The 26,067-nt window shown below is 67.0% G+C and carries 16 protein-coding genes; 8 read left to right on the top strand and 8 right to left on the bottom strand.

Annotated elements, in window-relative coordinates:
• Window positions 1-73: 73 nt before the first annotated feature.
• Window positions 74-637 carry a DNA-3-methyladenine glycosylase I gene (locus EQZ23_RS00935; protein WP_128453513.1) on the top strand — a complete coding sequence of 188 codons (564 nt, stop codon included), beginning with the start codon at window positions 74-76 and terminating at the stop codon, window positions 635-637.
• 17 nt (window positions 638-654) lie between these two features.
• Here EQZ23_RS00935 and EQZ23_RS00930 read toward each other — a convergent pair whose 3' ends face one another.
• Together EQZ23_RS00930 and EQZ23_RS00925 are read right to left on the bottom strand one after the other, a co-directional pair.
• A complete protein-coding gene (locus tag EQZ23_RS00930; protein WP_128452617.1) occupies window positions 655-1,671 on the bottom strand; it encodes a cupin-like domain-containing protein in 1,017 nt (338 codons plus the stop codon).
• A complete protein-coding gene (locus EQZ23_RS00925) occupies window positions 1,668-2,354 on the bottom strand; it encodes a SapC family protein (RefSeq protein WP_128452616.1) in 687 nt (228 codons plus the stop codon). The genes EQZ23_RS00930 and EQZ23_RS00925 overlap by 4 nt, the downstream gene beginning before the upstream one ends.
• Window positions 2,355-2,598: 244 nt before the next feature.
• Between EQZ23_RS00925 and EQZ23_RS00920 the strand changes: the two genes are divergently transcribed.
• The 5 genes from EQZ23_RS00920 (at window position 2,599) to EQZ23_RS00900 (ending at window position 13,848) form a co-directional block, all read left to right on the top strand.
• Window positions 2,599-5,646: a TonB-dependent receptor gene (locus tag EQZ23_RS00920; RefSeq protein WP_206364140.1), complete on the top strand. Its 3,048-nt coding sequence runs from the start codon at window positions 2,599-2,601 to the stop codon at window positions 5,644-5,646.
• 63 nt (window positions 5,647-5,709) lie between these two features.
• Entirely contained in the window at window positions 5,710-7,251 is a 1,542-nt protein-coding gene (locus EQZ23_RS00915; RefSeq protein ID WP_128452615.1) for a tryptophan halogenase family protein, read from the top strand.
• A 19-nt stretch (window positions 7,252-7,270) separates the two neighbouring features.
• Window positions 7,271-9,223 carry a sialate O-acetylesterase gene (locus EQZ23_RS00910; protein ID WP_128452614.1) on the top strand — a complete coding sequence of 651 codons (1,953 nt, stop codon included), beginning with the start codon at window positions 7,271-7,273 and terminating at the stop codon, window positions 9,221-9,223.
• Window positions 9,224-9,286: 63 nt separating this feature from the next.
• Window positions 9,287-11,959: a glycoside hydrolase family 3 C-terminal domain-containing protein gene (locus EQZ23_RS00905; RefSeq protein ID WP_128452613.1), complete on the top strand. Its 2,673-nt coding sequence runs from the start codon at window positions 9,287-9,289 to the stop codon at window positions 11,957-11,959.
• A 14-nt stretch (window positions 11,960-11,973) separates the two neighbouring features.
• Complete coding sequence (locus EQZ23_RS00900) at window positions 11,974-13,848, top strand: NPCBM/NEW2 domain-containing protein (RefSeq protein WP_128453511.1); 1,875 nt, start codon at window positions 11,974-11,976, stop codon at window positions 13,846-13,848.
• 5 nt (window positions 13,849-13,853) lie between these two features.
• On the opposite strand, the gene EQZ23_RS00895 is transcribed toward EQZ23_RS00900, so the two are convergent.
• The 6 genes from EQZ23_RS00895 to EQZ23_RS20025 all read right to left on the bottom strand — a co-directional run bounded on the left by EQZ23_RS00895 (window position 13,854) and on the right by EQZ23_RS20025 (window position 21,567).
• The gene (locus EQZ23_RS00895) at window positions 13,854-15,422 is read right to left on the bottom strand and encodes a glycoside hydrolase 43 family protein (RefSeq protein ID WP_240663098.1); all 1,569 of its coding nucleotides are present in this window, start codon (window positions 15,420-15,422) and stop codon (window positions 13,854-13,856) included.
• An 8-nt stretch (window positions 15,423-15,430) separates the two neighbouring features.
• A complete protein-coding gene (locus EQZ23_RS00890) occupies window positions 15,431-16,492 on the bottom strand; it encodes an alpha/beta hydrolase-fold protein (RefSeq protein ID WP_346427804.1) in 1,062 nt (353 codons plus the stop codon).
• A gap of 20 nt (window positions 16,493-16,512) precedes the next feature.
• Window positions 16,513-18,858 (bottom strand): glycoside hydrolase family 95 protein, encoded by a 2,346-nt coding sequence (locus EQZ23_RS00885; protein ID WP_128452610.1) that lies wholly within the window; start codon window positions 18,856-18,858, stop codon window positions 16,513-16,515.
• 191 nt (window positions 18,859-19,049) lie between these two features.
• Window positions 19,050-20,501 carry a family 43 glycosylhydrolase gene (locus EQZ23_RS00880; protein WP_128452609.1) on the bottom strand — a complete coding sequence of 484 codons (1,452 nt, stop codon included), beginning with the start codon at window positions 20,499-20,501 and terminating at the stop codon, window positions 19,050-19,052.
• A gap of 47 nt (window positions 20,502-20,548) precedes the next feature.
• Complete coding sequence (locus EQZ23_RS00875; RefSeq protein WP_128452608.1) at window positions 20,549-21,268, bottom strand: acetylxylan esterase; 720 nt, start codon at window positions 21,266-21,268, stop codon at window positions 20,549-20,551.
• The gene (locus EQZ23_RS20025) at window positions 21,265-21,567 is read right to left on the bottom strand and encodes a hypothetical protein (protein WP_206364139.1); all 303 of its coding nucleotides are present in this window, start codon (window positions 21,565-21,567) and stop codon (window positions 21,265-21,267) included. The genes EQZ23_RS00875 and EQZ23_RS20025 overlap by 4 nt, the downstream gene beginning before the upstream one ends.
• A gap of 199 nt (window positions 21,568-21,766) precedes the next feature.
• Between EQZ23_RS20025 and EQZ23_RS00865 the strand changes: the two genes are divergently transcribed.
• Both EQZ23_RS00865 and EQZ23_RS00860 read left to right on the top strand, forming a co-directional pair.
• Window positions 21,767-24,385, top strand: coding sequence for a glycoside hydrolase family 9 protein (locus EQZ23_RS00865; RefSeq protein WP_240663097.1), 2,619 nt, complete (start codon window positions 21,767-21,769; stop codon window positions 24,383-24,385).
• Window positions 24,386-24,393: 8 nt separating this feature from the next.
• A complete protein-coding gene (locus EQZ23_RS00860) occupies window positions 24,394-26,055 on the top strand; it encodes a glycoside hydrolase family 43 protein (RefSeq protein WP_128452607.1) in 1,662 nt (553 codons plus the stop codon).
• Window positions 26,056-26,067 lie beyond the last annotated feature (12 nt).

Below are 26,067 nucleotides of genomic sequence, written 5' to 3'. Positions count from 1 at the left end.
CGACAGCGCGGTGCAGATCGCGCATCGTCGCGGGGAATATGCCAAGCCCCGATCAGACCTCGCCGTGACCGACATGACGCTTGCCGGCGTTACGCGCTGCCGCTGGGCACGGAGCGATCCGTTGCTCGCCGAATATCACGATGCCGAATGGGGCGTGCCCGAGCGCGATCCGCGTGCGCTGTGGGAAAAGCTGATGCTCGACGGGTTTCAGGCCGGGCTCGCATGGATTACGATCCTCCGGAAGCGCGACGCGTTTCGCGCGGCGTTCGCGGGCTTCGATCCGGAGACCGTCGCACGGTTCGGCGAGGACGACGTCGCGACCATGCTCGACAATGCCGGCATCGTCCGCTCTCGCGCCAAGATCGAGGCGACGATCGGCAACGCGCGCGCGTACCTGTCGATGCGTGATGCCGGTGAAGACTTTGCCGATTTCGTCTGGGGCTTCGTCGACGGCTCCCCGGTCGTCGGCGACGGCGAGAAGGCGCTGACCCGGTCGCCCGCGTCCGAAGCCCTGTCCGCGGCGCTCAAGCAGCGCGGGTTCAAGTTCGTCGGGCCGGTCATCGTCTATGCATGGATGCAGGCGTGCGGGCTGGTCGACGACCACGAGACAGACTGTTTCCGGCGAGCCGCTGGATGATGCGGCGCAGATCGAGGTCAGCCGCCGCGCAATAGCCGCATGACGAGCGTGCGGATCCGCGCGTAATTGTCCTTCGATTGCGCCCCGAGCACGCCGTGCCGTTCGGTCGGCAGGAAGGCGAGCGGGTGACCGTCCGGGCGGAACACGTAATGATCGAACCATGCGCGCCACGCCTCGCGCTCGGCAAGCGGGCGTTCGGCGATCGCGAGCATCGACATCAGCATCGCCGTGTAGGGCTGGTCCGGCCCTGCCGCAAAACCGTCCCACCAGAAATTGACGAGGACATTGACGTCGCTGAGCGCCTCGACCTGATGCCACCACAGCTTCGGGATATATAGGGCGTCGCCGGGATCGAGTTCGACGACCAGCGCCCGATCCCTCGCCTGCGCGAACTTCGGATACCGCGGATCGCCCGGCTCGCTGCCCACGGCGAGGCTGATCGGCTGTCCGGCCAGCGTGTGGTCAATCGGCCCGACGTACAGATCCTTGATCGCATCGGGCGGAAACAGCGTGAAGCGACGCCGCCCCGCCGTCACGCACGCGACATTGTCCATCGTGTCGTAATGGCAGGCGACGGTGGACGCGTGACCGATCCAGAACCGCGGACGGACGGCGACCGGCACGAACGGCAGCCGCGTCGTCTCCTCGATACCCGGGAAGTACGTCTCTGCCGCCAGCGACCCCATGTACATGCTGGGTTGCCCGGGCTCGCAGGCGCTCGCGAGGATCTGCGTCAGCGCGTCGCCGAACGGGATCATGCTGCGATCGAAATTGAAGCCGGCCATCGACGCATCGTAAGCGTACCGCGCCGCGATCTCCGGTTTGCCGACGAACACCTCTGCCAGGCGTCCAGTATCGAAGCGCCGGAACTGCTCGACGACCCCGGCCAGGTCGTCGCCCGTTGCCGCGCTACCGGCTAGCATCGGCCAACCGCGCGCCGCACCGCGGAGCATCGCGGGTTGGCCCCGTTCCATGACGAGCGTCCGGAAATTGTCCGGGTCGCGCAAAGCGTTCGCGGGCGCCTCGTGGATCATCGGGCGATGTCTGCCAGCCGGTCGTTCCGGCGTCGTCCCAGCGTCCGCAGATGGCGCACCGACCCGGTCTGCGCATAGGCGAGTTGCAGGTCGCCCCTGTGGAACAGGTCGAGTGCGGCCGCGTCGGGCAGCGCGTGCAGAGCATCGAGGCTGATCGTGTACAGCCCTTCGAGGGTCAGGCTCTCGCCGTCGTCGAACGACATCGAGACGTCGATCGGTTCCAGCAGGCGGTGGGCCAGCAGGCGCTCGATCAACGCGTCGGTTTCGGGAAGGCCTGTCTCCAACACGTGCAACGCGTGCTGGACGCGTTTTAATGGTAGCGCTGCGTCGCCATTGATCTCGAAAACCGCCTGGCCGTCGGGCGCGACGAACACCGGATGCTCGCGATCCACGACCAACTGGCCGTCGGCAATATAGAAGCCCTGCCGCTCCAGATCGGCAGGACGATAATCCGCGAGCACACCCTCCTTCGTCATCAGGTTATGACCCGGCTCGAGGCCCATCACGACGCCGGCGTAGAACGCACCGGTCTCCGGATGCTTCGTGAAGAGGATGGGATAATAGGGCGCGGCCTGCAGGAACTCGTCGGCGACGATCTGCGCGAAATGCCTTTGGCCGTCACAGGTCCGCGAGACGCGAAGTGACGCATGCTGCGCATGGTTCAGCATTTCCCAGGCCGGCATCCGTTCCTCCCTCCGTTATGATCGTCGTTACCCGATCAGATCGCACAGCACGGCGCCGTTGCAAAGGCACGGCGCGATGACTCATACAAATGCTTGCAACTGCAACCGGCCTGCGTATGATGGGAGCGCTAACGGTGATGGCCGGAACGGTAGGAAAACTACCTGATTCGCCCATCAGTAGATTTGGTCGCGCACGCTTCTCAGAAGAAGAGCGGAGCGACGGTGCATGAGGGGATGACTGGATATGACCACGAACTTTCGTGATTTGGGCCTTCGCAGTTTATCGCGGCCAAAGAATACGCTTGCCTGTGCCACCAGCGTCATGGCGTTGATGTGGTCGATCCCTGCGCTCGCGCAGGACCAGGGTACTCCGCAGAACAACACCACCGTTCAGCCGACCGCGCCGCAGCCCGCTGTTCCGTCCACCGCGAACACGACCACCGCGGCGCAGTCCGGGCAACCGCAGGACACAGCGACGGCACCCGACGCTTCGCAAGGCAACGCAACCGGCGAAGGCGACGAGATCGTCATCACCGGCCTGCGCGGCTCGTTGCAGCGCAACCTCGACCTGAAACGCACGTCTTCGGGCGTAGTCGACGTCATATCTGCCGAGGATATCGGCAAATTCCCGGATTCGAACGTTGCGGCTGCGTTGCAGCGCCTGCCCGGCGTGTCGATCCAGCGCTCGGGTTCGCGCGGTGAGCCGACGGGCATCACCGTTCGCGGCTTCGGCGGCGATTTCAACACCACCTTGTACGACGGTCGTCGCATTTCGACCGCCACCGGTGGTCGCCAGATCGATTTCAGCACCGTGGGCGTCGATTTCATCGGCCAGTTGAGCGTGCTGAAGACGCCCGACGTGTCGCTGTCGTCGAGCTCGATCGGCGCGACGGTGGACATCCAGTTCCCTAAGCCATTCGATCATCCCGGCTTCCGCCTCGCCGCCACGGGCTCGGGTTCGATCCAGGAGCGGGCGGGCAGGATCGTGCCGACCGCGGGCCTGCTGATCAGCGATACCACCGCCGACGAGACGTTCGGCGTACTGGCCGATGTCATCTACACGCGGCGCGATACCGATACCAACCGCGTGTATGTGTCCGGTTGGCCGGGCGGCAATTTCGCACCGTGCCAGCTCACCGGGAACGCGGGCGCCGGGGCGTGTTCGCCGACCAGCGATACGACGTCGGCGGCCTACGCCAATCCGAACAATCGCCAGAATCTGCCCGGCTGGTTCCCGCAGCAATATGGCGCGGAACAACAGCGCGTGAAGGACGAGCGCGTCGACGCCCGGGTCGCGTTCCAATATCATCCGACCGACGACCTGATGGTCACGCTGGACAATAATTTCTCGCGCCAGGAAATCGTCCAGAACAATTACGCGTTTGGCGTCTGGTTCAACCAGGGCGACCTGCGCAACGTGACGCTCGACGGCAACGGAACCGCGGTCGACTTCACGCAGGCCGGCACGCCGACCGACTTCACGTCTGCGCGTAACACGGAGATTCTCCAGACCAACCAGACCGGGCTCAACGTCAAATACGACGCGACCGACAATCTGACGCTGGAGGCCGACGGGTCCTATGCCAAGAGCTGGCGGAACCCGGGCAACGTCATCGGCAGCCAGAATGGCGACATCGGCTATGGCAGTGCGCTCGGCAACACGCTGCAGTTCACGGTCGACGGCAACAGCAGCGGTGCGTTCCCGACGATCAGCAACTTTGGTCCGGCCGGCAACACCGCCGCTTGGGCGGATACCTCGGTGATCGGCACGCACGTCGCGGTCAACCAGACGCAGCGCAATACCGATGAGCTGATGCAGTTCCGCGGCAACGCCACCTGGAAGCAGGACGACCTGACGATCAAGGCCGGTGGCCAATTCTACCAGGACACGTTCAACTTCCGGAACACCAGCACCTTCACCAACAATTTCTGGCAGGCCTATGCCGGTTACGGTGCGCCCTCTGCCGGCACCTCGGGCGTCGCGCCGCTGCCGGGCAGCCTGTACCAGGGGTCGGTCAGCCTCAACAACTTCATCCCGGGGTTCGACGGCAGCCTGCCGCCATCGGTGTTCGTGTTCAGCCCGATCGCGTACCAGAATTACCTGACCAGCCTCGGCAATCCGCAGGCGCAGAACGTGCCGGGATTCAACTACGGGAACGTGACCGGCTTCACCGGGACCTTCGACGAGGCGGTCGATCCCGGCAGCGTGCTGCGGGTGCGCGAGCGGACGTGGTCACTGTACTTCAGCGTCAACTTCAAGACCGAAATCGGCAGCCTGCCGTTCACGTTCAACGCGGGCGTGCGCAACGAGAACACCAACCTGGTCTCGACCGGACAGGGTCGCCTGCCCACCTCGCTGGTGACCAGCACGGCCGACCGGACGCTGCTGAGCATTCCGACCTATACCGACGTGCAAGGCGTCACGAGCAACAGCTCCTACTCGTACCTGCTGCCCAGCATGGATGCGAAGCTGGAGCTGACGGACAATCTGATCCTCCGGTTCGACGCCTCGCGGACGCTGACCCGTCCGTCGCTCGCGCTGCTGAACCCGGTGCTCAACGTCGGCAACGGCCAGCGCATCGGCGCGCTGTCGGCAAGCGGCGGCAACCCGAACCTCAAGCCGTATCTCGCCGACAATTTCGATATCGGCGCGGAATGGTATTATCGCCGCAACTCGTATCTGTCGGTCGGCTTCTTCCTGAAGAACGTCAGCAACTTCGTGGTCGGCGGCGTGACGCGGCAGACGATCAACGGCCTTGTCGACCCGACCACCGGCCAGCCCGCCAGCTTCGCCGTCACGCAGCAGGTCAACGGCCCCGACGCCACCGTACGCGGCGTCGAGCTCGCCTGGCAGCAGGTCTTCGGCGACACCGGCTTCGGCTTCCAGGCCAATGCGACGTTCGTGAACACCAACCGGCCCTATGACGACAAGAACATCTCGCAGACCGGCTTTGCGGTGACGGGCCTGGCGAATTCGGCGAACTTCGTCGGCTTCTACGACAAGGGTGGGTTCCAGTTCCGCACCGCGCTCAACTGGCGCGACAAGTATCTGCTCCAGTTCGGCCAGAACCAGAATACCGGTTCGTTCGGTGCGGAGCCGACCTTCGTCAACCAGAGCTTCCAGATCGATCTGACGACGAGCTACGACATCAACAAGCACTTCAGCGTGTTTGGCGAAGCGCTGAACATCAACAACAACCAGCAAAGCACGCACGGGCGCTACGACAACCAGCTGCTCGACGTGTTTGATTACGGCCGCCGCTACACAGCCGGTATCCGCTACCGCTTCTGACCCCCTCCCCCCTGGCGGAGCACGACCTGTTCGTGCTCCGCCTCTTTTCGATTACGCTGCACCATGCACGAAATTCAGAATATCGTTATCGTCGGTGGCGGCACCGCAGGGTGGCTGACCGCAGGCGTCATCGCGGCCAAGCATCAGGCGCGCCGCCAGCACGGCTTCACGGTGACCCTGGTCGAATCGCCCAACGTGCCGACGATCGGCGTCGGCGAAGGGACCTGGCCGACGCTGCGCACCACGCTGAAGCGCATGGGCGTGTCGGAGACCGAACTCTTCCGGCAATGCGATGCGTCGTTCAAGCAGGGCGCACGGTTCAATCGCTGGACCACGGGCACCCCGGACGACGGCTATTACCATCCATTGATGCTCCCGCAGCAGTTCGGCCAAGTGAACCTGGCGCCGCACTGGCTGGCGGACGAGGGCGGCACGACGTTCTGCGACACGGTTACGCCGCAGGGTCGGATCTGCGACGAAGGGCTCGGTCCCAAGACAATCGCGACGCCCGAATATGACGGCCATGCGAACTACGCCTATCACCTCGACGCGGGCAAATTCTCGCACTTCCTCCAGCGGCATTGCTGCGACACGCTCGGCGTCCGCCATGTGAAGGCCGACGTTACCGAGGTCCGGCTCGACGAGAGCGGCGATATCGCGAGCCTCGATACCGAGCAGGGAATCTCGATCGCGGGCGACCTGTTCGTCGACTGCACCGGCTTTGCCGCGCTTCTGATCGGGGGCGCGATGAAGGTGCCGTTCCGCAGCTGCACCGACGTCCTGTTCTGCGACACGGCGCTGGCGATGCAGGTGCCGTACGACCTGCCCGACGATCCGATCGCGAGCCACACGATCTCGACCGCGCAATCGGCCGGCTGGATCTGGGATATCGGCCTGCCGACGCGACGCGGCGTCGGCCATGTCTTTTCCAGCAGCCATATCAGCGCGGATGCCGCCGAGCAGGAGTTGCGCGACTATATCGGCCCTGCCGCGCGCGACCTGACCGCGCGGCGTCTCGCGATCCGCGCCGGTCACCGCGAGCAGTTCTGGGTGCGGAACTGCGTCGCTGTCGGGCTCGCCGCGGGATTCCTCGAACCGCTCGAGGCGTCCGCGATCGTCCTGATCGAGCTGTCGGCGAAGATGATCGCCGAACAGATGCCCGCCTGCCGCGAGGTGATGGACGTCGTCGCGCGCCGCTTCAACGACACGACCAGCTACCGCTGGGGCCGGATCATCGACTTCCTCAAGCTGCATTATGCGCTGACCAAGCGCACCGACACCGATTTCTGGCGCGACAATGTCCGGCCGGAATCGATCCCCGATCGCCTGATGGGCCTGATGGAATTGTGGCGGTTCCAGTCGCCCTGGGTCCATGACGAGTTCGATCGCGCGGAGGAGGTCTTCCCGTCGGCCAGCTATCAATATGTCCTGTACGGCATGGGCGCGCGGACCGCGGTGATGCCCGGGACGATCGATGGCGACGTCGCGCTCGCACGGCGCGCGCGGCACGACAACCAGGCGCAGACGCAGCGGCTGGTGAGCAGCCTGCCGGGGCACCGCGATCTGATCGACCGGATCAAGCGGCACGGCCTTCAGTCGCTCTAGCCGTCAGGGGAACAGATACATGCGGACCGTCACAGCGCGCCTGGCCTTGGGTGCCTTCTTCACGATCGGCGCGACCGCCGCCTCTGCAGCACCGCGCCTCGACGGGATCCTCGGCGATCACGCGGTGATCCTGCGCGGCCAGCCGATCGTCCTGACCGGACAGGCGGCGGCGGGCGAAACCGTGATGATAACGCTGGCCGGGCGCAGCGTCACCGCCAAGGCCGACCGCACCGGCAGCTTTTCGGCGAGCCTGCCCGCCCTCCCCGCCGGCGGGCCCTACGATTTGACGATCGCCGCTCCGAGCGGCGCTGCGGTGCTGCGCGATATCCTGGTCGGCGACGTGTTCCTGTGCTCGGGCCAAAGCAACATGGAGCTCCGCGTCGATCAGGGACAAGGCCTGTTTCCCGATGCGCATCCGGAGGTCGACGACAAGCTCCGGCTATTGACCGTCGAGAAGGTTTCCGCAGCCGCCCCCGTCTCGCGGTTTGCCCAACAGCCCGCCTGGGCGGTATCCGGCCCGACCACGGCGCCCGGCTTCTCGGCGGCGTGCTTCTACATGGTCCAGGCGCTGCGCCGAACGTCGGGCGTCCCGATCGGAGCGGTGCATTCGAGCTGGGGCGGATCGCGGATCAGCGCGTGGATGAGCGACGTCGCGCTCCGTCGGGCCGGGTTGGGCGATCCCGCCGACCTCCTCGCGCTCTATGCCCGCGATCCTGCCGCCGCCAACCGACAGGCATCGGCCCTTTGGGAACGCTGGTGGCGCGCAGGGTCCGGCGATGCAGCGGGTCGCGAGCCCTGGCAGCCGGATGCCGCGCTCGATTGGCGTCCCGTCCCCGCGATGACCAATTTCGAAACCTGGGGCGTGCCCGAACTCGCCAGTTACAACGGCATGCTCTGGTACCAGCACGAGGTGCAGCTGACCGCCGAACAGGCGCGCGGCCCTGCTACCCTGGTGCTGGGCATGGTCGACGACGCCGATCGCACCTGGGTCAACGGCGTGGGCGTCGGCGGCAGCAGCCTCGCCTCGCAACCGCGCGTCTACGCCTTGCCGGCCGGTAGCCTGAAGACCGGACGCAATGTCATCACCGTCAACGACGACGACGTCTACGCGTATGGCGGCATGACCGGCCCGGCGGATTCGATGCGGCTGTCGTTCGCCGACGGGACCAGCGTGCCGCTCGGCACCGGCTGGCGCTATGCGATCGCCAAGCGGCTTGCGGGCGCGGCACCGCGCGTGCCGTGGGACGACATCAACGGCGCCGGCACGCTGTACAACGCGATGATCGCGCCGCTCGGCAGCACGAAATTTGCCGGCATGGCCTGGTATCAGGGCGAATCCGACACCGGCATCCCCGGGTACGATCGCCGGATGACGGCGCTGATCGCCGACTGGCGCCGCCGTTTCGGGACGCCCCAGACCGGCTTCGCGATCGTCCAGCTTGCCAATTACGGCAGCCCGGCGATCGCGCCGAGCGAGAGCGGCTGGGGTGACGTCCGCGACGCCCAACGACGCGTGGCGGCGGCCGACCCGCATGCCGGCATCGCCGTCGCGCTCGACCTGGGCGATGCGCTCGACATCCACCCCGGCGAGAAGCACGAGGTCGGCCAAAGGCTCGCCCGGGTCATGCGCGCCGCGGTGTACGGGGAGAGGATCGCGCCGTCTGGCCCGGCGGTCGCCGATGCGCGGCGCGCGCCGGATGGCAGCGTCACGGTCCGGTTCACCGGCGTGACGGGCGCGCTGCATGCCCGGAGTTCGGCGCAGGCAATCGGCTTCGAGCTGTGCGGATCCACGGTCGGCACCTGCCGCTATGCCGCCGGCCGGGTTTCCGGATCGACCGTAACCCTGCCCGGCGACGGCCAACCTGCCACTCGCGTCCGCTACGCCTGGGCCGACGCGCCCGCGACCAACCTCGCCGACGACGCACCGCTGCCGGTCGGCACGTTCGAGGTGCCGGTCGCGCCGGGTCGATAGGCCCGAACGGGTACGAAGAACAAGAATGGCCGCTCGCGCGTGCCGCAACGGGGGATAGTGACGATGCGCAGGATCATGAAGGCGAGAGCGCTCGCGACGGCGGGGCTCGTGCTCGCATTTTCGCCAGTGCTCGCCCGCGAACCTGCCGCCCCGCCGCCCCGGCAGAGCGAAACCGATCCCGCCGAACGGATGGCCCGCGCGATCGTCGCCCGGATGACGCTCGACGAGAAGCTACCGCAGTTGCTCAACGTCGCGCCCGCCATCCCGCGGCTCGGCGTACCCGCGTATAACTGGTGGACCGAGTCGCTGCACGGCGCGCTCGGCCCGCTCGCGACCACCAATTTCCCCGAGCCGATCGGCCTTGCCGCGACCTTCGACGCACCGATCGTCCAGGACGTCGCAGGGGCGATCAGTAAAGAGGTGCGCGGGCTCCATACGCTCGGCCGCGAGACCGGCAGGAACGGGCATATCGGCACGGGGCTCGACACCTGGTCGCCCAACATCAACATCTTCCGCGATCCGCGCTGGGGGCGCGGGCAGGAGACCTATGGCGAGGATCCGTTCCTGACCGCGTCGATGGGGGTCGCCTTCGTTCGCGGGATGCAGGGCCCCAATCCCGATCGCCCGCAGGTCATCGCCACGCCCAAGCACTTCGCGGTCCACAGCGGCCCCGAGGGAACGCGGCATTCTGCCAACGTCTTCGTCTCGGCGCACGACCTGGAGGATACCTACCTCCCCGCCTTCCGCGCGGCCTTGGTCGACGGGCGCGCGGCGTCGGTGATGTGCGCGTACAACCGCATCGACGGCCAACCCGCCTGCGCCAGCGACCTGTTGTTGAAGGAGCATCTGCGCGGGGCGTGGGGTTTCAAGGGCTATGTCGTATCCGATTGCGACGCGGTGAAGGACATCGCCGACAACCATAAATACGCCCCCGACAGCGCCGCCGCGGTCGCCGCGGCGATGCGCGCGGGCGTCGACAACGAGTGCAATGGCGAGACCCTGGGCGACACCGCGGGCCTGGAAACCCGGTACCGCGAGGCATTGCAACGCGATCTGATCACGCCAGCCGATGTCGATCGGAGCCTCGTCCGCCTTTTCGCCGCACGCTACCGGACCGGCGATCTGCCCGGACTGGCCGGCGCCCCCAAGGCACTGCCGACCAGCGTGATCGGTGCGCCCGAGCATCGTCGCCTCGCCCTCGCCGCGGCCGAACGATCGATGGTGCTGCTCAAGAACGATGGCGTCCTGCCGCTCAAGCCCGGCCTGAAGCTCGCCGTGATCGGGCCGCTCGGCGACGCGACGCGGGTGTTACGCGGCAATTACTCGTCCCCGTTGTCGGGCCAGCCGGTATCGGTGCTCGAAGGGCTGCGGACTGCGCTGGGCGCGGGTCAGGTCACGCTCGTGCCGTTCGGCGAGTCCGTCACGGACGGCGACCGCGTGCCGACCTCCGCGCTGCTCACGCCCGATGGCAAGCCCGGCCTGCTCGCGCGCTATTTCAATCCGACGACGCCGATGCCCACGCAATATGCGCCGGGCACGCGCGAGAAGCTTGTCGCTGCGGCCGAGTATCAGGCCCAGCCGGTCGTCACGCGCATCGAGCCCGACGTCGGCGATCGCAACCTCGATCTCGCGCGCGTCACCGACGTCCACCGCACCGAATGGACCGGCTTCCTCGTCCCACCGGAAAGCGGCACCTACCGCGTCGGCCTGTCGGGCTCGGGTGGGACGCTGACGCTCGACGGCAAGATGATCGCCGACCGGCGCAAGGCGCGCTGGAACGACCTGCCCGGCATGACGACGCTGAAGCTCGAAGGCGGACGACGTTACGCGATCCGCGCCGAGGGCACCGGTATCGATCTGGTGTGGAAGCGCGTGTCCGGCTCGCCCGCCGCCGAGCTGCGTCGTGCAGCGGCCGCGGCGGACGTGCTGGTCGCGGTCGTCGGCCTTACCTCCGATCTCGAAGCGGAGGAAACCGGGGTGACGGTGCCGGGCTTCGCAGGTGGCGACAAGACCACGCTCGACCTGCCCGCAGACCAGATCGCGATGCTCGACCAGGCGAAGGCCACCGGCAAGCCGATCGTGCTGGTCGCGATGAACGGCAGCCCGATCAACCTCGCCTGGGCGAAGGACAACGCCGCCGCCGTGCTGGAGGCGTGGTATCCGGGCGAGACCGGGGGCACGGCTGCCGCCAATATCCTCACCGGGCGGACCAACCCGTCGGGCCGCCTGCCCCTCACCTTCTACCGCAGCGTCGCGGACCTGCCGCCGTTCGGCGATTACGCGATGAAGGGCCGCACCTATCGCTACTTCGCGGGAACGCCGGTCTATCCGTTCGGCCACGGGCTCAGCTACACGCGGTTCGGCTATACGACGCCGACCGTGACGCCCGGACGTGGCGGTGCCGGGACCGGCATCCGCGTTACCACCCGGCTTACCAACCAGGGCGACCGTCCGGGCGAAGAGGTCGCGCAGCTTTACCTGAACTTCCCCGACCGGCCGGGCACGCCGCGGGTCGCACTGCGGGGGTTCCAGCGCGTCGCACTGCGCCCCGGCGAGGCGCGCACCGTGACCTTCGACCTGTCCCCGCGCGATCTGAGTTCGGTGGCCGTCGATGGCACGCGCTCGGTCGCCGCGGGCCGCTACCGCGTCACCGTGGGATCGGGCCAGCCCGGAACCGGCGCAGCGGGCCAATCCGTACGCTTCACCGCCCGCCAGTCGAAAGAATTGCCGAAGTGAAGCGTACCCCCTGGATGATGATCGGCGTGGCGCTGGCCGCAATGTGTGGTCCGCTCGCAGCCACTGCCGACCCGCTGACGCCGACCGGCAAGTGGAGCGCCAATACCGACGGCTCCGCCCCGGTGCCGCCGATGGGCTGGAACTCGTGGAACGCCTTCAACAGCGACGTCGACGAGGAAAAGGTGCTCGCCTCCGCCCAGGCGCTGGTCGATACCAGGCTGCGCGATATCGGCTATCGCTACGTCAACATCGACGATGGCTGGTGGTTGAAGCGGCGCCAGCCGGACGGCCGGTTGATGATCCGCACCAGCCACTTCCCCTCTGCCGCGACCGGTGCCGACACCAGCTTCCGACCGCTCACCGACCGCCTCCATGCAATGGGGCTGAAGGCGGGCATCTATTCGGACATCGGCCGCAACAGCTGCGGCCAGATCTACACGCCCGATTTCAAGAACCAGCCCGAGGGTAGCGTCGCGGAGCGCGAGGTCGGGCTCTACGGTCATGTCGACCAGGACATCGCGCTGTTCTTCGCCGACTGGAATTTCGACTTCATCAAGGTCGACGGCTGCGGCGCGCGCGGCCTTCCGGCAGACGCCCCGCGCGTGAAGTCGGGCCTGTACCGCGCGCTGACGCCGCTGGTCGACATGCAGTCGCTCGGCGGTTCGGACGTGGCCGGTATCCGCCGCCTCTACGAACAGGTCCACACCGCACTGCACACGTACGCCAAAGACCGCCCCTACGTCTATTCGCTATGCCTGTGGGGCGCGGGCGACGTGCGCGCCTGGGGCAAGGACGTCGGCAACACCTCGCGCACCAGCGACGACATCCAGCCGGTCTGGCCGCGGATGCTGACCAATCTCGACACCGTGACGCACCGCGCGCTCTATGCGCATCCCGGATCGTGGAACGACCCCGACATGCTGTTCGTCGGCACCGGCGATTTCGACGCGGCGCACCGGACCGAGGCGCGCTCGCATTTCTCGCTATGGGCGATGGTCAATTCGCCGCTGATCATCGGCTACGACCTGCGCAAGCTTACGCCGGACCTGCTCGCGATCTTCGGCAATGCGGACATCGTGGCGCTCAACCAGGATCCGGCCGGCAACCAGGCGGTGCTCGCCTATGAGTCCGGCGAGGTGCAGATCTTCGTCAAGACACTCGCCGACGGCAGCAAGGGCGTCGCACTGTTCAACCGTACAGCCTCGCCCGCCAAGGCCGTGCTGACCGCCGAGCAGCTCAAGATGCTGCCGACCGCCGACGTCCGCCTGAAGGACCTCTGGACCAAGAAGGACCAGAGCTTCCGCAAGGAAATCGCGGTGACGCTCGCGCCGCACGAGACGCTGATCTTCCGCGCGACCGGCACGCGGCGCCTGCCCGGCGGGCTGTACCTTTCGGAGCAGACCGGTCGCGTCAATCCTGCCGTCGACGGGGTCGTGGTGCCGCAACCGGACCCGACCATCTACCAGTCGATTACGCCGTGGACCGGCACGCGCGGCGGCGGCGAGCACCCGCAATATGGCGGCTGGGGCGGCGCCGAAGCGGACCGCGCCCCCTATGGCAAGCTGTTGCGAGTGGCCGGCACCGACTTCGACACCGGGATCGGCGTGCTCGCCAACTCCCGCCTCGAAGTCCGCAACCAGGGTTACGCGCGGTTCGCCGCCAAGGTCGGCATCAACGATTCCGGCCAGCCGCGCTCCGGCACCACGGTGTTCGAGGTCTGGGGCGACGGTCGCCTGCTCGCGAAATCGCGCCCGATGGCGTTCGGCGACACCGCGGCGCCGCTTGAGGCAAAGGTCGCGGGTGTGCGGATCGTGGAACTGGTTGCACGGGGCAGCAGTGCGGCGGCGCCCCAGCCGGCGATCTGGGCGGACGCTGCACTGCTCCGATAAGACGGCTAGCGGATCTTTTCGGGCGCGGCGGGGCGCAATCCCGACAGCGTGAAAGCATCGACATCCAGCCACCCCCGGCTCGCGGTCGGCGCGTAGCAGAACAGCGCGAACTGCTCGCCCTGGAACGTCCCCGTCCGCCACGCGAACGCCAGCGGGAAGTCGCCGCCGAGACCAGTCCATCGCCGTCCGTCCAGGCTATACGCGACGCGCGCACGATCGGTCGTGAAGTCCAGGTCGGTCCGCAACCACAGCGCCTTCGCCCTGGGCAGCGGCACGGTGGCACGAACCTCGGTCCGTGCCCCAGCGACCGTGTCCTCGGTCACCTCCATCGCCAGCGTCGCCTTGCCGCCGCCCGCGCCCTGCACCGTCAAGTTCCCGCTGAACTGCCCGAACGTACCGAATCCGCAACGATCGCCCGGTGCGAGATGGCGGATGTCGAGCTTCACCTCGCCTCGGCTCGCGGGCCCCTGGCCCTTCTGCACCAGCGTATTGCGCGCGCTCCAGAACCCCGGAGCGACCGTCGGCTTCAGCCGCAACCACCCCGGCCGCTCGGCCAGCGACCAGCGCGCGTTGTCCGCATTGTGGTTCCACTGCCATTGCAGCCCCAGCGTCAACCTGCCGAAATCGTCCGACGTCGCAGGTTCGGCAAACGCCCCCCCGGGGATCGGCCCGGGGATCGGCTTGGCCGCCCGCCGCGGCACGCGACCGGGCGCGTCGCGCGTGCCCCAGACCGGCCAGTCGTCCTGCCAGAACACCGGGCTGAGGTTCGTCATCCGCCCGATCGCGCCGCTATCCTCCATCACGAAGCCGAACCACCGACCATCGGGCATGTCGACCAGCGCCCCCTGATGCCCGCCGGTCTTGTCGTCGATCTGGTCCCGCGTTTCCCACGGCCCGAACAGGCTGCGCGACCGCGAGACCGACAGCGCAAGCCGCGGCGGCAGCGCGTTGAACATGTAATAATACGCACCGCGCCGGATGATCTTCGACCCTTCGGCGCCCTTGATGTAATGGATTTTCCGCGACGCCGTGACGTGCGCCAGCGCCTTGTCGAGCGTCAGCAGCGTGATCGTGCCATCCGCCGTGCTCGCCGTCGCCAGATACGCGCGCCCGTCGGGCTCGATGAACAGCCCCGGATCGAAGGCCTCGCGCTCCAGTTCATGATAGCGCCACGGCCCACGCACGTCCTTCGCGTACCAGATCCGCGTCTTCTGCCCGACCGGCGTGTTCGCCAGATAATAGGTGCCGGCATGGTAGCGTAAGGAGGAGGCGTAGAGCCCGTGCCGGTACGCGTTGCCGCCCTTCAGGTCGTATTCGGGTTTGCCCTCGAGCCGATCGACGAGGTGCGTCGCGAGCGTCCAGTTCACCAGATCGCGACTGTGCAGGATCGTGATGCCGGGCGTGTTCGCGAACGTCGTGGTGGCGAAATAATAGTCGCTGCCGACGCGGATGATGTCGGGATCGGGATAATCCGCGAACAGCACCGGATTGCGGAACGTCCCGTCGCCCTGATCCGATTGCCACACCTGTGCCGACGCGGCCGTGGCTACCAACCCGAAGGCCGCAATCGCCACCGCCACCCTCATTTGCCGAACGCCAGCGCACGCGAGAAGAACGGCATCATCTTGTCCTGGACCCGCCCCGCGACGCCGCTGGTATGATCGCCCGGATACACCTCGAAGCTGTTCGCGATCCCGTAAGCGTCCAGCGCCGCATGCAGCCTGCCGGCATCGTCCTTCAGCCCGTCGCGGTCGCCGACGTCGATCCCGATCGCCGCATAGCGCCGCATGTTCCCGACATATTGATCGAGCATCGCGAGCGGCGCATTGGCCGCCCAGCGCGCCATGACGTCGGGCTGCGCCACGCCGTCCTTGACCGGCAGGTCGAGATACAGCGGCGGCGCCTTGGGATTGGGCGACCACGCCGCCGCGGTCGCGAGTTGCGCGCGCAGGCCCCAGGACAGTGTCGCGCTGTCCGCCGGCGAGCGAAGCGCGCGGATCGCCTTCTCGGTCGCCGCATCGGGCGTGCCGAGCGCGCGCGTCGACAGGCAGCACGGACTCATCATGTAGAGCGCACCGAACACGTCCGCGTGCTTCATGCCGATCCGCGCGGTGCCATAACCACCCATCGAATGCCCCGCGAGCCCGCGGCTGCGGCGATCCGCGATCGTCCGGTAATGGCCGTCGATATAGCCGACCAGATCGCGCGCGACGAACGTCTCGAAGTCGCCGACCGTCACCGAACTCGAGTAAAAAGAGCCGTTATGCGCGGTCTTGCTGTCGGGCAGCACGACGATCATTTCGCGCGTGCCCTTGGCGAACGCCCCTTCGATCGTCTGCGGTACGTGGATTTCGCCGATCCACTGCTCGACGCCGATCGAATAGCCGTGAAGGGCGTAGACCACAGGGTAGCGGCGTTTCGGATCGCTGCGGTAGCCCGGCGGCAGCACCACCAGCACGGCGCGGTCCGGGCTCTCGCCTTCGAGATTGCCCTCGATCGCGGGGGAGTGGACGGTAATCCGCTCGATCGTCACCGGACGTGCGCCGGCGACGGGCGGTGGCGCGGGCGTCTTGACCTGCGCTGAGGCAGGATCGATCGACAGCATCGCCAACGCGGTGCCGAATGCGACAATAAGCTTGTTCACGGACATCCCTTTTTTCCTGTTCACGCGCCTGCGAGCCCGTTGCCGCGAAGCTTCACCGCCTTGCCCGGCGTCAGCACGACCTCGACGCGCCGGGTACCCAGCCGGACTACGCGGCGCCCCGCCATCTCGCCGCGGACCACCGCCTCGACCAGTTCGCCGCCCCGCCACTCCAGGTCGACCGCGCATCGTCCGCGCGCACGCAACCCGGACACCGACCCGGTCGGCCATGCACCCGGCAATGCCGGCAGCAGCAGGATCTCGTCACCGCGGCTCTGCATCAGCATTTCCGCGATCGCCCGCGTACCCCCGAAATTGCCGTCGATCTGGAACGGCGGATGCGCGTCGAACAGATTGGGATAGGTGCGCTCGGGGCCAAGCAGGAAGGCTAGGATACGGTGCGCGTGGTCGCCGTCGCGCAACCGCGCCCACAGATTGGCACGCCATGCGGTCGCCCAACCGGTGGACTCGTCGCCGCGCAGTTCGAGCGACCGGCGCGCCGCCTGTGCCAAGGCGGGTGTCCGGTCCGGATCGATCTGGTCGCTCGGGAACAGGCCATAGAGATGCGACACGTGGCGGTGATGCGGCTCGGGTGCGGCCGCGTCCCAGTCGCGCTGCCACTCCTGAAGCTGGCCCTGTGCGCCGATGTGATCGGGTGCGAGGCGCGCGCGGGCCGCCGCTGTCTCGGCCGCAAATTCGGCGTCGATCTTGAGCACAGCCGCCGCCTGCCCGACCTGATCGAACAGGTCGCGCAGGATCTGCATGTCCATCGCCGGCCCGGCACAGATCGATGCGCCCGCCGGATGGATGTTCTCGGGCGATAGCGACGGGTTGGTTACCAGCGCGCCCGTCGCGGGATCGGTCTGGAGCGTGTCGAGGAAGAACAACGCCGCCCCGCGCATCAGCGGATAGACCGAGCGCAGATAGGCGAGGTCGCGTCCGTAATCGTAGCGGTCCCACAGATGCGTGCACAGCCACGCGCCGCCGGTTGGCCACAGCCCCCACTCCGCCCCGTCGATCGGCGCGGTCGCACGCCACAGATCGGTATTGTGATGGCACACCCAGCCACGCGCCCCGTACATCTTCTGCGCAGTGCGTTCGCCGGTGACGGCCAGTTCGCGCACCATCCGCACCAGCGGCTCGGTACATTCGGCCAGCGCGGTGACCTCTGCCGGCCAATAGTTCATCTCGGTGTTGATGTTGACGGTGTATTTGGACTCCCAGGGCGGCTTGATCTGGTCGTTCCAGATGCCCTGGAGATTGGCGGGCTGGCTGCCGGCGCGCGACGACGCGATCAGCAGATAGCGGCCATAGTCGAAATAGAGCGCGGCGAGCGCCGGGTCGGCCGCCGCATCGTTGGCGCGGATACGCTCGTCGGTCGGGCGATCTGCAGTAGCCGTCCGGCCGAGATCCAGCGTAACACGGCGGAACAGCGACCGATGCGCGGCGATCGTCTCGGTGCGGATATGGTCGATCCCGCGAGCCTGGACCCGATCGAGCGTGGCCAGCGTCGCCGCTTCGGGGTCGCCACTCACATCGTCGAAGCGGCGATAGCTCGTCGCCATCGCGATCGACACTGTGACGGATCGCGCACCGCGGACGTGCAGGCCATCGCCATCGGCGACGACCGCCCCGCCGGTGATCGACACCCGCGCGCGTGCCGCGAACCGCAATCGCCCGGCGATACCCGCACGCTCGCCATTATGCCCGCTCAGCGTCAGCAACGGCGCGCTCGCCGAGACGATCGCGCCAGGGTGCGACGACGTCAGGCCGAGGCGGATATCGAAGGGACGATCCGCGGTGACCTGTACGACGATCACCTGATCGCCCGGTGCGGCGAACACCTCGCGGCGGAACCGTGTGCCGCCTGCGGTGAACCTGGTCGTGGCAATCGCCGTGTCGAGATCGAGGTCGCGCCGATACGCCGCGATCGCGCCGATCCCCGGCATGTCGAGCAGCAGGTCGCCGACCGGCTGGTACGCCATCTGCGTCCGGGGCATCCCCATCAGCTTCGCGTTCGCCAATGCCTGCGCCTCGGCAAACTTGCCGGCATCGATCAGTCGCCGGACCTCGGGAAGCGCAACCTGCGCTGCCGGGTTGACCGGATCATAGGGTCCGCCCGTCCACAGCGTGTCTTCGTTGAGCTGCAACCGCTCGCGCGCGGTACCGCCGAACACCATCGCCCCGAGCCGGCCATTGCCCACCGGCAACGCCTCGGTCCAGGCGATGGCCGGTTGGCGATACCACAGCCGCGCATCCTTCCCCGCCGCCGCCGCCGCCGCCCCCCAAGTGGGCGCAGGCAAGGCAAGAGCAGCGACGCTCGCCGCTGCCCCCTCGATCAGATCGCGCCGTGACGGACCGCCAGGCATAGGTCAGTCAGCCCTGGTCGAGCATGAAGGGACACGTCGTTGGACGCGCTCCAGGCAATCGATCGGTCGATGCGGCTTTACGGAGCATTGGTTCGGCAGGATCATGGTCTCGCTTTCGACTAGGTCTTCGCGCAACTGTTGAGTGTCGGTAATCGCGGGGTTGATTGGTGACGTCCGTTGCCACTGTGCCGCTAAGGTTGCCTGAACGTCCATCGGCTGGCGGGACTGACCGGATCGAACGGCGCGAGCGTCGGCGTGCTGGCGCCGATCGCCACCAGTGCAAGGCCCGGTTTTCTCCCCGGCACCGCCTTCGGTGCGATCCGATAGGTGCCGTCGGTCAATTGATCGATCTGCCACAATTGCTCGGCAGCGCCGGTGAAGGCCGCCACGGTCTCGACCTCGCCCGCGGCATTGGCGGCGAGCACGCGATCGGTGCCGGTAATGACGATCTTGTAGAACGGCGCGCCGAAATAGCCGCCGGCGCCGGGTACGGGCGCGATCGTCCACCGCTGGCGCGGCCGGTTCATGTAGTCACCAAGATCGACCCGGATCGATCCCTTCGGCCAGCCGACGGATTCCTCGGCGAGCGTCTGGTCCGCGATCGGCGCGACCGGATCGCTCGGCTTCGCCATGAAGCTGCGGCGCGCGTCGAAGGGTATGCGGACGACATCCGTCGCGAGTTGCAGCGCATAGCCGCTCCGCTCCGACGCGATCTCGTACGTGCCGGGCGCGACATTCTCGCCGGCGACCGGCCAGCCGTCGGTCCACCGAAGCGGCGCGATTCCCAAGACGCTGCGCCCACTGCGATCCATGTCCGCCTCGTAATGCATCGAGACTTTCTCGACGCCCTTGCCGAGGTCGATCAGGCCGAAATGACCGGGTCCCATGGTTCGCCCGCGCGCGCTGACGACCAGCTTGCCGCCACCCCGCAGCAGCGGCGTACCCATGTGATCGACATACGGACCGAGGGGCTTGCGCGATCGGCCGACGCGGATGTGATAGGTGGAATTCGGTCCGTCACAGCAGGTCCCGTGCGTCCCCAGCAGATAATAATAGCCGTCGCGATGCATCATCGCGGTGGCCTCCATGTCGATCGCGACATCGACCGGCTGGTTGCCCGCCACGCGCAGGCCGGTCTTGGGATCGAGTTCGATGATGCGGATCGGCCCGAAATAGGTTCCGTATGTCAGCCACAGGCGGCCATCGACATACAGGAACGCCGGGTCGATCGCGTCGGCGGTCTCGACGCCATCGCTCGCGGCGACGACGCCGATGTCGTGAAATTTGAACTTCGGCGATTTCGGGTCGAGCGAATAGGTCCACATCATCTTGACCTGGCTGGCATGCCCGCCGCCCATGCCACCGCCACCGACCGCATAGGCCATGTAATAGCGGTCACCGATCTTGATGACGTCCGGGGCGACGCCGCCGCCAGGACGTTCGGGCCCGCCATGCCACGTCCAGCCGTCTTCGGAGACAAGCCCGCCGCCGCGCGTGCCGAACGTATAGTATTTGCCGTCCGACAGGGTCACCGTCGATGGATCGTGAATGAAAGTCTCACCCTGCAACTGCGCCATGGCCGGCGCGGTACCCACAGCCACGATCGTGCAAAGCGCCAAGGCCACCGTGACAAGATGCTTCATACGGCCTCCGCTGTTTCGGCTGCGTGGGGTGGAGGTGAAGGCCGCCGTCATCGGACATCGACCTTCAGATCGGTGATCGGTCGGCCGTTCGCGTCGACGAAACGGGCACAGAAATCGCTGAGGCCCGGGCCGTTGATGACCGCGCCGCGGATCACGTTGCGGCCCTTGCGCAGCGTCAGACGGTCCGACAGCACGTCGTCCACCACCATGCGGCGATCGTTGAAGAGGCCGACGATTTCTTTCCCGTTCAACCACCACATCGATGCCGAGTTCGAGCCCACCGCCAGTCGCACGTCGCGCATCTCGCGCGGGCTGTCGACGACCGTCACCGCCCAGAAGATCACGCCATAGGTCGGCTTGCCGAACGCCCTGGCGAAGTCGAACAGCTTTACGTCGAAGGCGGTCGAATCGAGCGCATGCCACCGCAGCGGCGCGGCGGCCGCGACCGTTTGCCCATCGCGCGGGACCGGGCCGAACTGGCCGGGGAAATACTGTGTGGTCAGCGCCTGCCGGACATAGGTGCCGGTGAAGCCCGAATTGCTCCGGTTGGGCTTGTCGATCGGCTCCAGAAACAGCCAGCGCCGCAGGAACCCGTCGCTGTCCGGCGTGGTCGCACCGGGCGTCACGCGCACGAAATGAGGCGCCAGCGCTGCGGTCATGGCCGCCTCCTGCCCCACCGCGCCCGATGGCAGCCCTGCCAGCAAGCCCAAGGCAAGCAAGGGCACGCTCCGCCATGCGATCCGGCCCGTCCTCGTCACGTCCGTCATGGCCGTTCCCCTTCACCCATCGCCAGCAGTGTGTTGGCATCGCGCCGGTGCATGAAATCCTCGAACCATCCGGTGCTGGTGGTGCCCGCCTTGCCGAGCCCGACGCCGTGGCCACCGGCCTGGTAAAGATGGAACTCGACCGGTCGCCGCGCTTTTTGAGGCGTGGAACAGCGTCCGGCGCCAGATCCTGCGGGGGACGGCGCAGCATCCGCCCTGCCGCTAGCGTTCAGGTTCAAGCCCGCACCGGTAGCGATCGATGCAAGCATCGCACCACGACGATCGACGATCAGCCCGGTCATCCTCTTCTCCCAGGGGCTGCTGCGGGGTCGTTATTCGGCCACGCCGACGATCGGCCTGGCCGGACCACTCTCGCGCCCTTGTCGGAGTGATATGGTGATACCGCTATCGAGTCTAGTGATTACCCGGACCGCAGCGCTATCGACGAACGAAGTCGACAGCGGCTGGCGCAACGCACTGTTAGCGCTATAGTTAGGGCAAATGCGACGTGGATACACCGCGCGCGAAGACCTCGGAGAGGACCCCATGATGGCGGCAAGACCCGTATTTTGCGTATTGGCGACGTTGCTCGCCACTGTGTCACCCGTAATCGCTCGGACAAAGCCGTCGAGTACAGCACCGGCGCTGACGCTGAACGCGGCCGGCTATTACGAAGCGCCCGCCGCCAACGTGCTCGTCTTTTCCAACTGGTATGACGGCCTGTTCGCCGATTCGAAGATCAGCGGCGTCGAGATCGTCCAGCAGGGCGAACGGATCGCGACCAATGGCGATGTCCGCCTGTCCGCCACCCCCGGACAGTGGGATGCGATCGGTCGCCTCGTGGACCGAAAGGTGGATACGGCGACCGGTGCGATCACGGTGACGCTCGAATATCCCGACTATAAATGGCAATACCGGGTGCGATCGGAACAGCGCGGCGGCGCCATCGCCGTCTCGGTGATCCTCGACCAGCCGGTGCCCGCCGCACTTGCCGGCAGGGCCGGGTTCAACCTGGAATTCCTCCCCAGCGCCTATTTCCATCACAGCTATATGGCGGACGACGCCACCGGCACCTTTCCGATCTATCCCGCCGACGCGATGGTCGCGACGCCGGACCGCAACGCCGCAAGCGGCCGTGCCGAAGGGCCCGGTGCCGAGCCGACCGCGATCGCCAAGGGCACCCGCTTCGTGCTTGCGCCCGAGGATCCTGCCCGGCGCGTGACGATACGCTCCACCGCCGAGGTGCAGCTGTTCGACGGTCGCAATCAGGCGCAGAACGGCTGGTTCGTACTCAGGTCGCTGCTGCCCGCCGGACGCACCGGCACGGTCCTCGAATGGACGATCCAGCCGAACAGCGTCCCCGGTTGGCTGCGTCCTCCGGTGATCGCGCATTCGCAGCTCGGCTACACGCCCGACGCGCGGAAAGTCGCGACGATCGAACTCGACCGCAACGATCGCCGGACGCTGCCCGCGCGCCTGCTCCGCGTCGGTGCGGACGGCAGCATGACGCCGATCCGCACCGCGCCGGCCAAGCGCTGGGGCGAGTATTTGCGCTATACCTATCTGCAGCTCGATTTCAGCGCGGTCCGGCAGCCCGGCACCTATGTGCTCGAATATGGCGCGACCCGAACGGCGCCGTTCCGGATTGCCGCCGATGCCTATGCGGGCGCATGGCATCCGACGCTCGACGTCTATTTTCCGGTCGCGATGGACCATATGTTCGTCAACGAGGGCTACCGCGTCTGGCACGGCGACGCGCACCGCGACGATGCGCGCCAAGCGCGGGTGAACCACGAGCATATCGATCTCTACGCGCAGGGGCCGACCACCGACACGAAGTTCAAGCCGGGCGAACACATCCCGGGCCTCGCGGTCGGCGGATGGTTCGACGCGGGCGACTACGACATCCGCACCCAGTCGCAATATCAGGTGATCCGGTCGCTGGCCGACAGTTGGGAACGCTGGCGTCCGGCGCGCGACACCACCGCGATCGACTGGACACGGCGCAAGACCGAGATGCACGTGCCCGACGGCACGCCCGATCTGCTCCAGCAGATACGCCACGGGACGTTGCAGCTCGTTGCGCAGTTCGACGCGGTCGGCCATGCGATCCACGGCATCGTCGAACCCGACGTCGCGCAATATACCCATCTCGGCGACGCCTCGACCAAGACCGATGGGCTGATCTACGATCCGACGCTCAAGCTCGGCGAGGAAAAGGGCGGACGCAGCGGTACGCCCGACGATCGCTGGGCCTTCACGACCAAGACCTCGGCGCTCAACTATGGATCGATCGCGGGACTTGCCGCGGCCTCGCGCGCGCTGGCCGACGTCGACCCTGCTTTGTCGAAAAAGGCACTCGATATCGCGACGCGGACCTGGGCGGAGGAGCAGTCTCACGCGCCCGATCTGTACCAGCACGGCAACACGACCGGGGGACCGCTGGAAGCCGAGCACTTCTCCGCCGCCGTCGAACTGCTGCGGTCCACCCGCGACCCGCGCTATGCCACCGCCGTCCAGTCGTTATGGCCGGCGATGGAGAAACGCTTCGCCTTCACGCTGCGTGATGCGGTCGCCGCGATCCCGTTCATGCCTCCTGCCTACCGCGACGGCATGATCCCGGCGGTTCGCGCTTATGCGGCCACAACGGCTGCGGCGGCGAAAGCCAACCCGTTCGGTGTGCCGATCACCACCGGCGGCTGGGCGGGCAGCGGCACCGTGCTGGGGACCGCGCTCAACGTTTATGCGCTGCACACGGCGTTTCCGGAGATCATGCCCGCCGACGCGGTGTTCCGCGGACTGGAATTCCTGGTGGGCCATCACCCCGCGTCCGACATATCGTTCGTATCGGGCGTCGGCACCGTCTCCAAGGAGGTCGCGTACGGCAACAACCGCGCAGACTTCTCGTTCATCGCCGGCGGCGTCGTGCCGGGCGTGCTGATCGTGAAACCGGACTTGCCCGAGAACCACGAGGACTGGCCGTTCTTCTGGGGTGAAAACGAATATGTCATTCCCGAGGGCGCGATGTGGATCGAACTGGCGCTCGCCGCGCAGGATCTCGCCAATCGCTCCGCCGGCGCCAAGCCGACCGCAACCATGCGCGCTGGCGCCGTTCAATGAGGACCATCATGAAACTTCACACGCTTGCCCTGTTGCTCTCGGGTGCCGCCCTCGCATCGCCCGCCGCCCTCGCATCGCCCGCCGTTGCCAGCGATGCGCCGCGGTTCAGCCGCTTCAGCTATGACGGTCACGCACAGGAAAAGGTGACGGTCGGGCCGAACCAGTACCGCAACCCGATCCTGTCCGGCTATTACCCCGACCCCTCGGTGACGCGGGTCGGCGACGACTATTACCTCGTCCTGTCGTCGTTCGCGCATTATCCGGGCCTGCCGATCTTCCGGTCGAAGGACCTGGTGAACTGGACGCAGATCGGCAATGCGATCGACCGGCCCGAACAGCTCGACTTCACCGGCATGCGGACGTCGCAGGCGGTGTTCGCGCCCGACATCTCGTATCACGACGGCGTGTTCTACATCGTCAACACCTGCGTCGAGTGCAACGGCAATTTCGTCATCACCGCGAAGGACCCGGCGGGGCCGTGGTCGAACCCGATCTGGCTACCTTTCGAGGGCATCGACCCGTCGATCTACTGGGAAGGCGACAAGGCCTATATCGTCAACAACCGCGCGCCCGCCGAGCCGCCACGCTACGACGGCCACCGCGCGATCTGGATCCAGGAATATGACTGGCGCGCAGGCAAGATGGTCGGCGACAGCACGCAGCTGATCAATGGCGGCGTCGACATTTCCAAAAAGCCGGTCTGGATCGAGGGCCCGCACATCTTCCGCAAGGACGGCTATTATTACCTGACCGCGGCCGAGGGCGGCACGAGCGTCAATCATTCGCAGGTCGTGCTGCGTTCCAAGTCCCTTCGCGGGCCGTTCGTGCCGTATGCCGGCAATCCGATCCTGACGCAGCGCGATCTCGATCCTGCGCGCGCCAATCCGATCACCTCGGCGGGCCACGCCACGCTGGTGCAGACGCAGCATGGCGACTGGTATGCGACCTTCCTGGGCGTCCGTCCGTACGAGGGCGACTATTACAATATCGGCCGCGAGACGTTCCTCCTGCCGGTCGCGTGGAAAGACGGCTGGCCGATCATCCTGCCCAAGGGACAGCCGATACCGTTCGTCGGGACGAAACCGCGGCTCCCCGCGGGCGCCCCCGGCCCGGTGCCGACCAGCGGCGACTTCGGCTATGTCGACGACTTCGACGGCAGCAAACTGGCGATGCAATGGGTCGGCGTCCGCACGCCGAAGACGCCGTTCTACCGGCTCGAGCGCGGCGACCTCGTGCTCGGTCACGGCACGCCGATCGGCGACCTGAAGGGTGTTCCGGCGTTCGTTGGCCGGCGCCAGCAGCACCATGCCGCAACTATTTCGACGACGCTGCGCTTCTCGCCCGACACCGACGGCGACCGCGCGGGCCTCGTCGCGATGCAGAGCGACCTGAACTACCTCTTCTTCGGCATGACGCGGATTGCAGGCAAACCGGTGGTGGCTCTGTATGCCAGCGACAAGGGGACGGAGCGGATGATCGCCTCCGCGCCCGCAACGGCAGGTCCCGTCACGCTGACGATCCGCGCGGACAAGGATCGCATGGCCTTCGACTATCAGACCGCCGCCGGAAAAAGCACGCTGGCCGAGAACGTCGACGTCCGGTTCCTGAGTACCAAGGCCGCGGGCGGGTTCGTCGGGACGGTGGTCGGTCCCTACGCCTGGTATCGCTGAGGATCCTCCCGG

Source organism: Sphingomonas sp. UV9 (genome assembly GCF_004101245.1).
Taxonomy (GTDB): Bacteria; Pseudomonadota; Alphaproteobacteria; order Sphingomonadales; family Sphingomonadaceae; genus Sphingomonas.
The sequence above is the reverse complement of the archived record's forward strand: the minus strand, read 5'-3'. Positions and strand labels throughout refer to the sequence as shown.

Excerpts from the sequence above, each read along its gene's own strand:
- EQZ23_RS00935 (WP_128453513.1), top strand. The coding sequence starts at position 74 with ATGACGCTTGCCGGCGTTACGCGCTGCCGCTGGGCACGGAGCGATCCG.
- EQZ23_RS00930 (WP_128452617.1), bottom strand. The coding sequence starts at position 1,671 with ATGATCCACGAGGCGCCCGCGAACGCTTTGCGCGACCCGGACAATTTC.
- EQZ23_RS00925 (WP_128452616.1), bottom strand. The coding sequence starts at position 2,354 with ATGCCGGCCTGGGAAATGCTGAACCATGCGCAGCATGCGTCACTTCGC.
- EQZ23_RS00920 (WP_206364140.1), top strand. The coding sequence starts at position 2,599 with ATGACCACGAACTTTCGTGATTTGGGCCTTCGCAGTTTATCGCGGCCA.
- EQZ23_RS00915 (WP_128452615.1), top strand. The coding sequence starts at position 5,710 with ATGCACGAAATTCAGAATATCGTTATCGTCGGTGGCGGCACCGCAGGG.
- EQZ23_RS00910 (WP_128452614.1), top strand. The coding sequence starts at position 7,271 with ATGCGGACCGTCACAGCGCGCCTGGCCTTGGGTGCCTTCTTCACGATC.
- EQZ23_RS00905 (WP_128452613.1), top strand. The coding sequence starts at position 9,287 with ATGCGCAGGATCATGAAGGCGAGAGCGCTCGCGACGGCGGGGCTCGTG.
- EQZ23_RS00900 (WP_128453511.1), top strand. The coding sequence starts at position 11,974 with ATGATGATCGGCGTGGCGCTGGCCGCAATGTGTGGTCCGCTCGCAGCC.
- EQZ23_RS00885 (WP_128452610.1), bottom strand. The coding sequence starts at position 18,858 with ATGCCTGGCGGTCCGTCACGGCGCGATCTGATCGAGGGGGCAGCGGCG.
- EQZ23_RS00880 (WP_128452609.1), bottom strand. The coding sequence starts at position 20,501 with ATGAAGCATCTTGTCACGGTGGCCTTGGCGCTTTGCACGATCGTGGCT.
- EQZ23_RS00875 (WP_128452608.1), bottom strand. The coding sequence starts at position 21,268 with ATGACGGACGTGACGAGGACGGGCCGGATCGCATGGCGGAGCGTGCCC.
- EQZ23_RS20025 (WP_206364139.1), bottom strand. The coding sequence starts at position 21,567 with ATGACCGGGCTGATCGTCGATCGTCGTGGTGCGATGCTTGCATCGATC.
- EQZ23_RS00865 (WP_240663097.1), top strand. The coding sequence starts at position 21,767 with ATGCGACGTGGATACACCGCGCGCGAAGACCTCGGAGAGGACCCCATG.
- EQZ23_RS00860 (WP_128452607.1), top strand. The coding sequence starts at position 24,394 with ATGAAACTTCACACGCTTGCCCTGTTGCTCTCGGGTGCCGCCCTCGCA.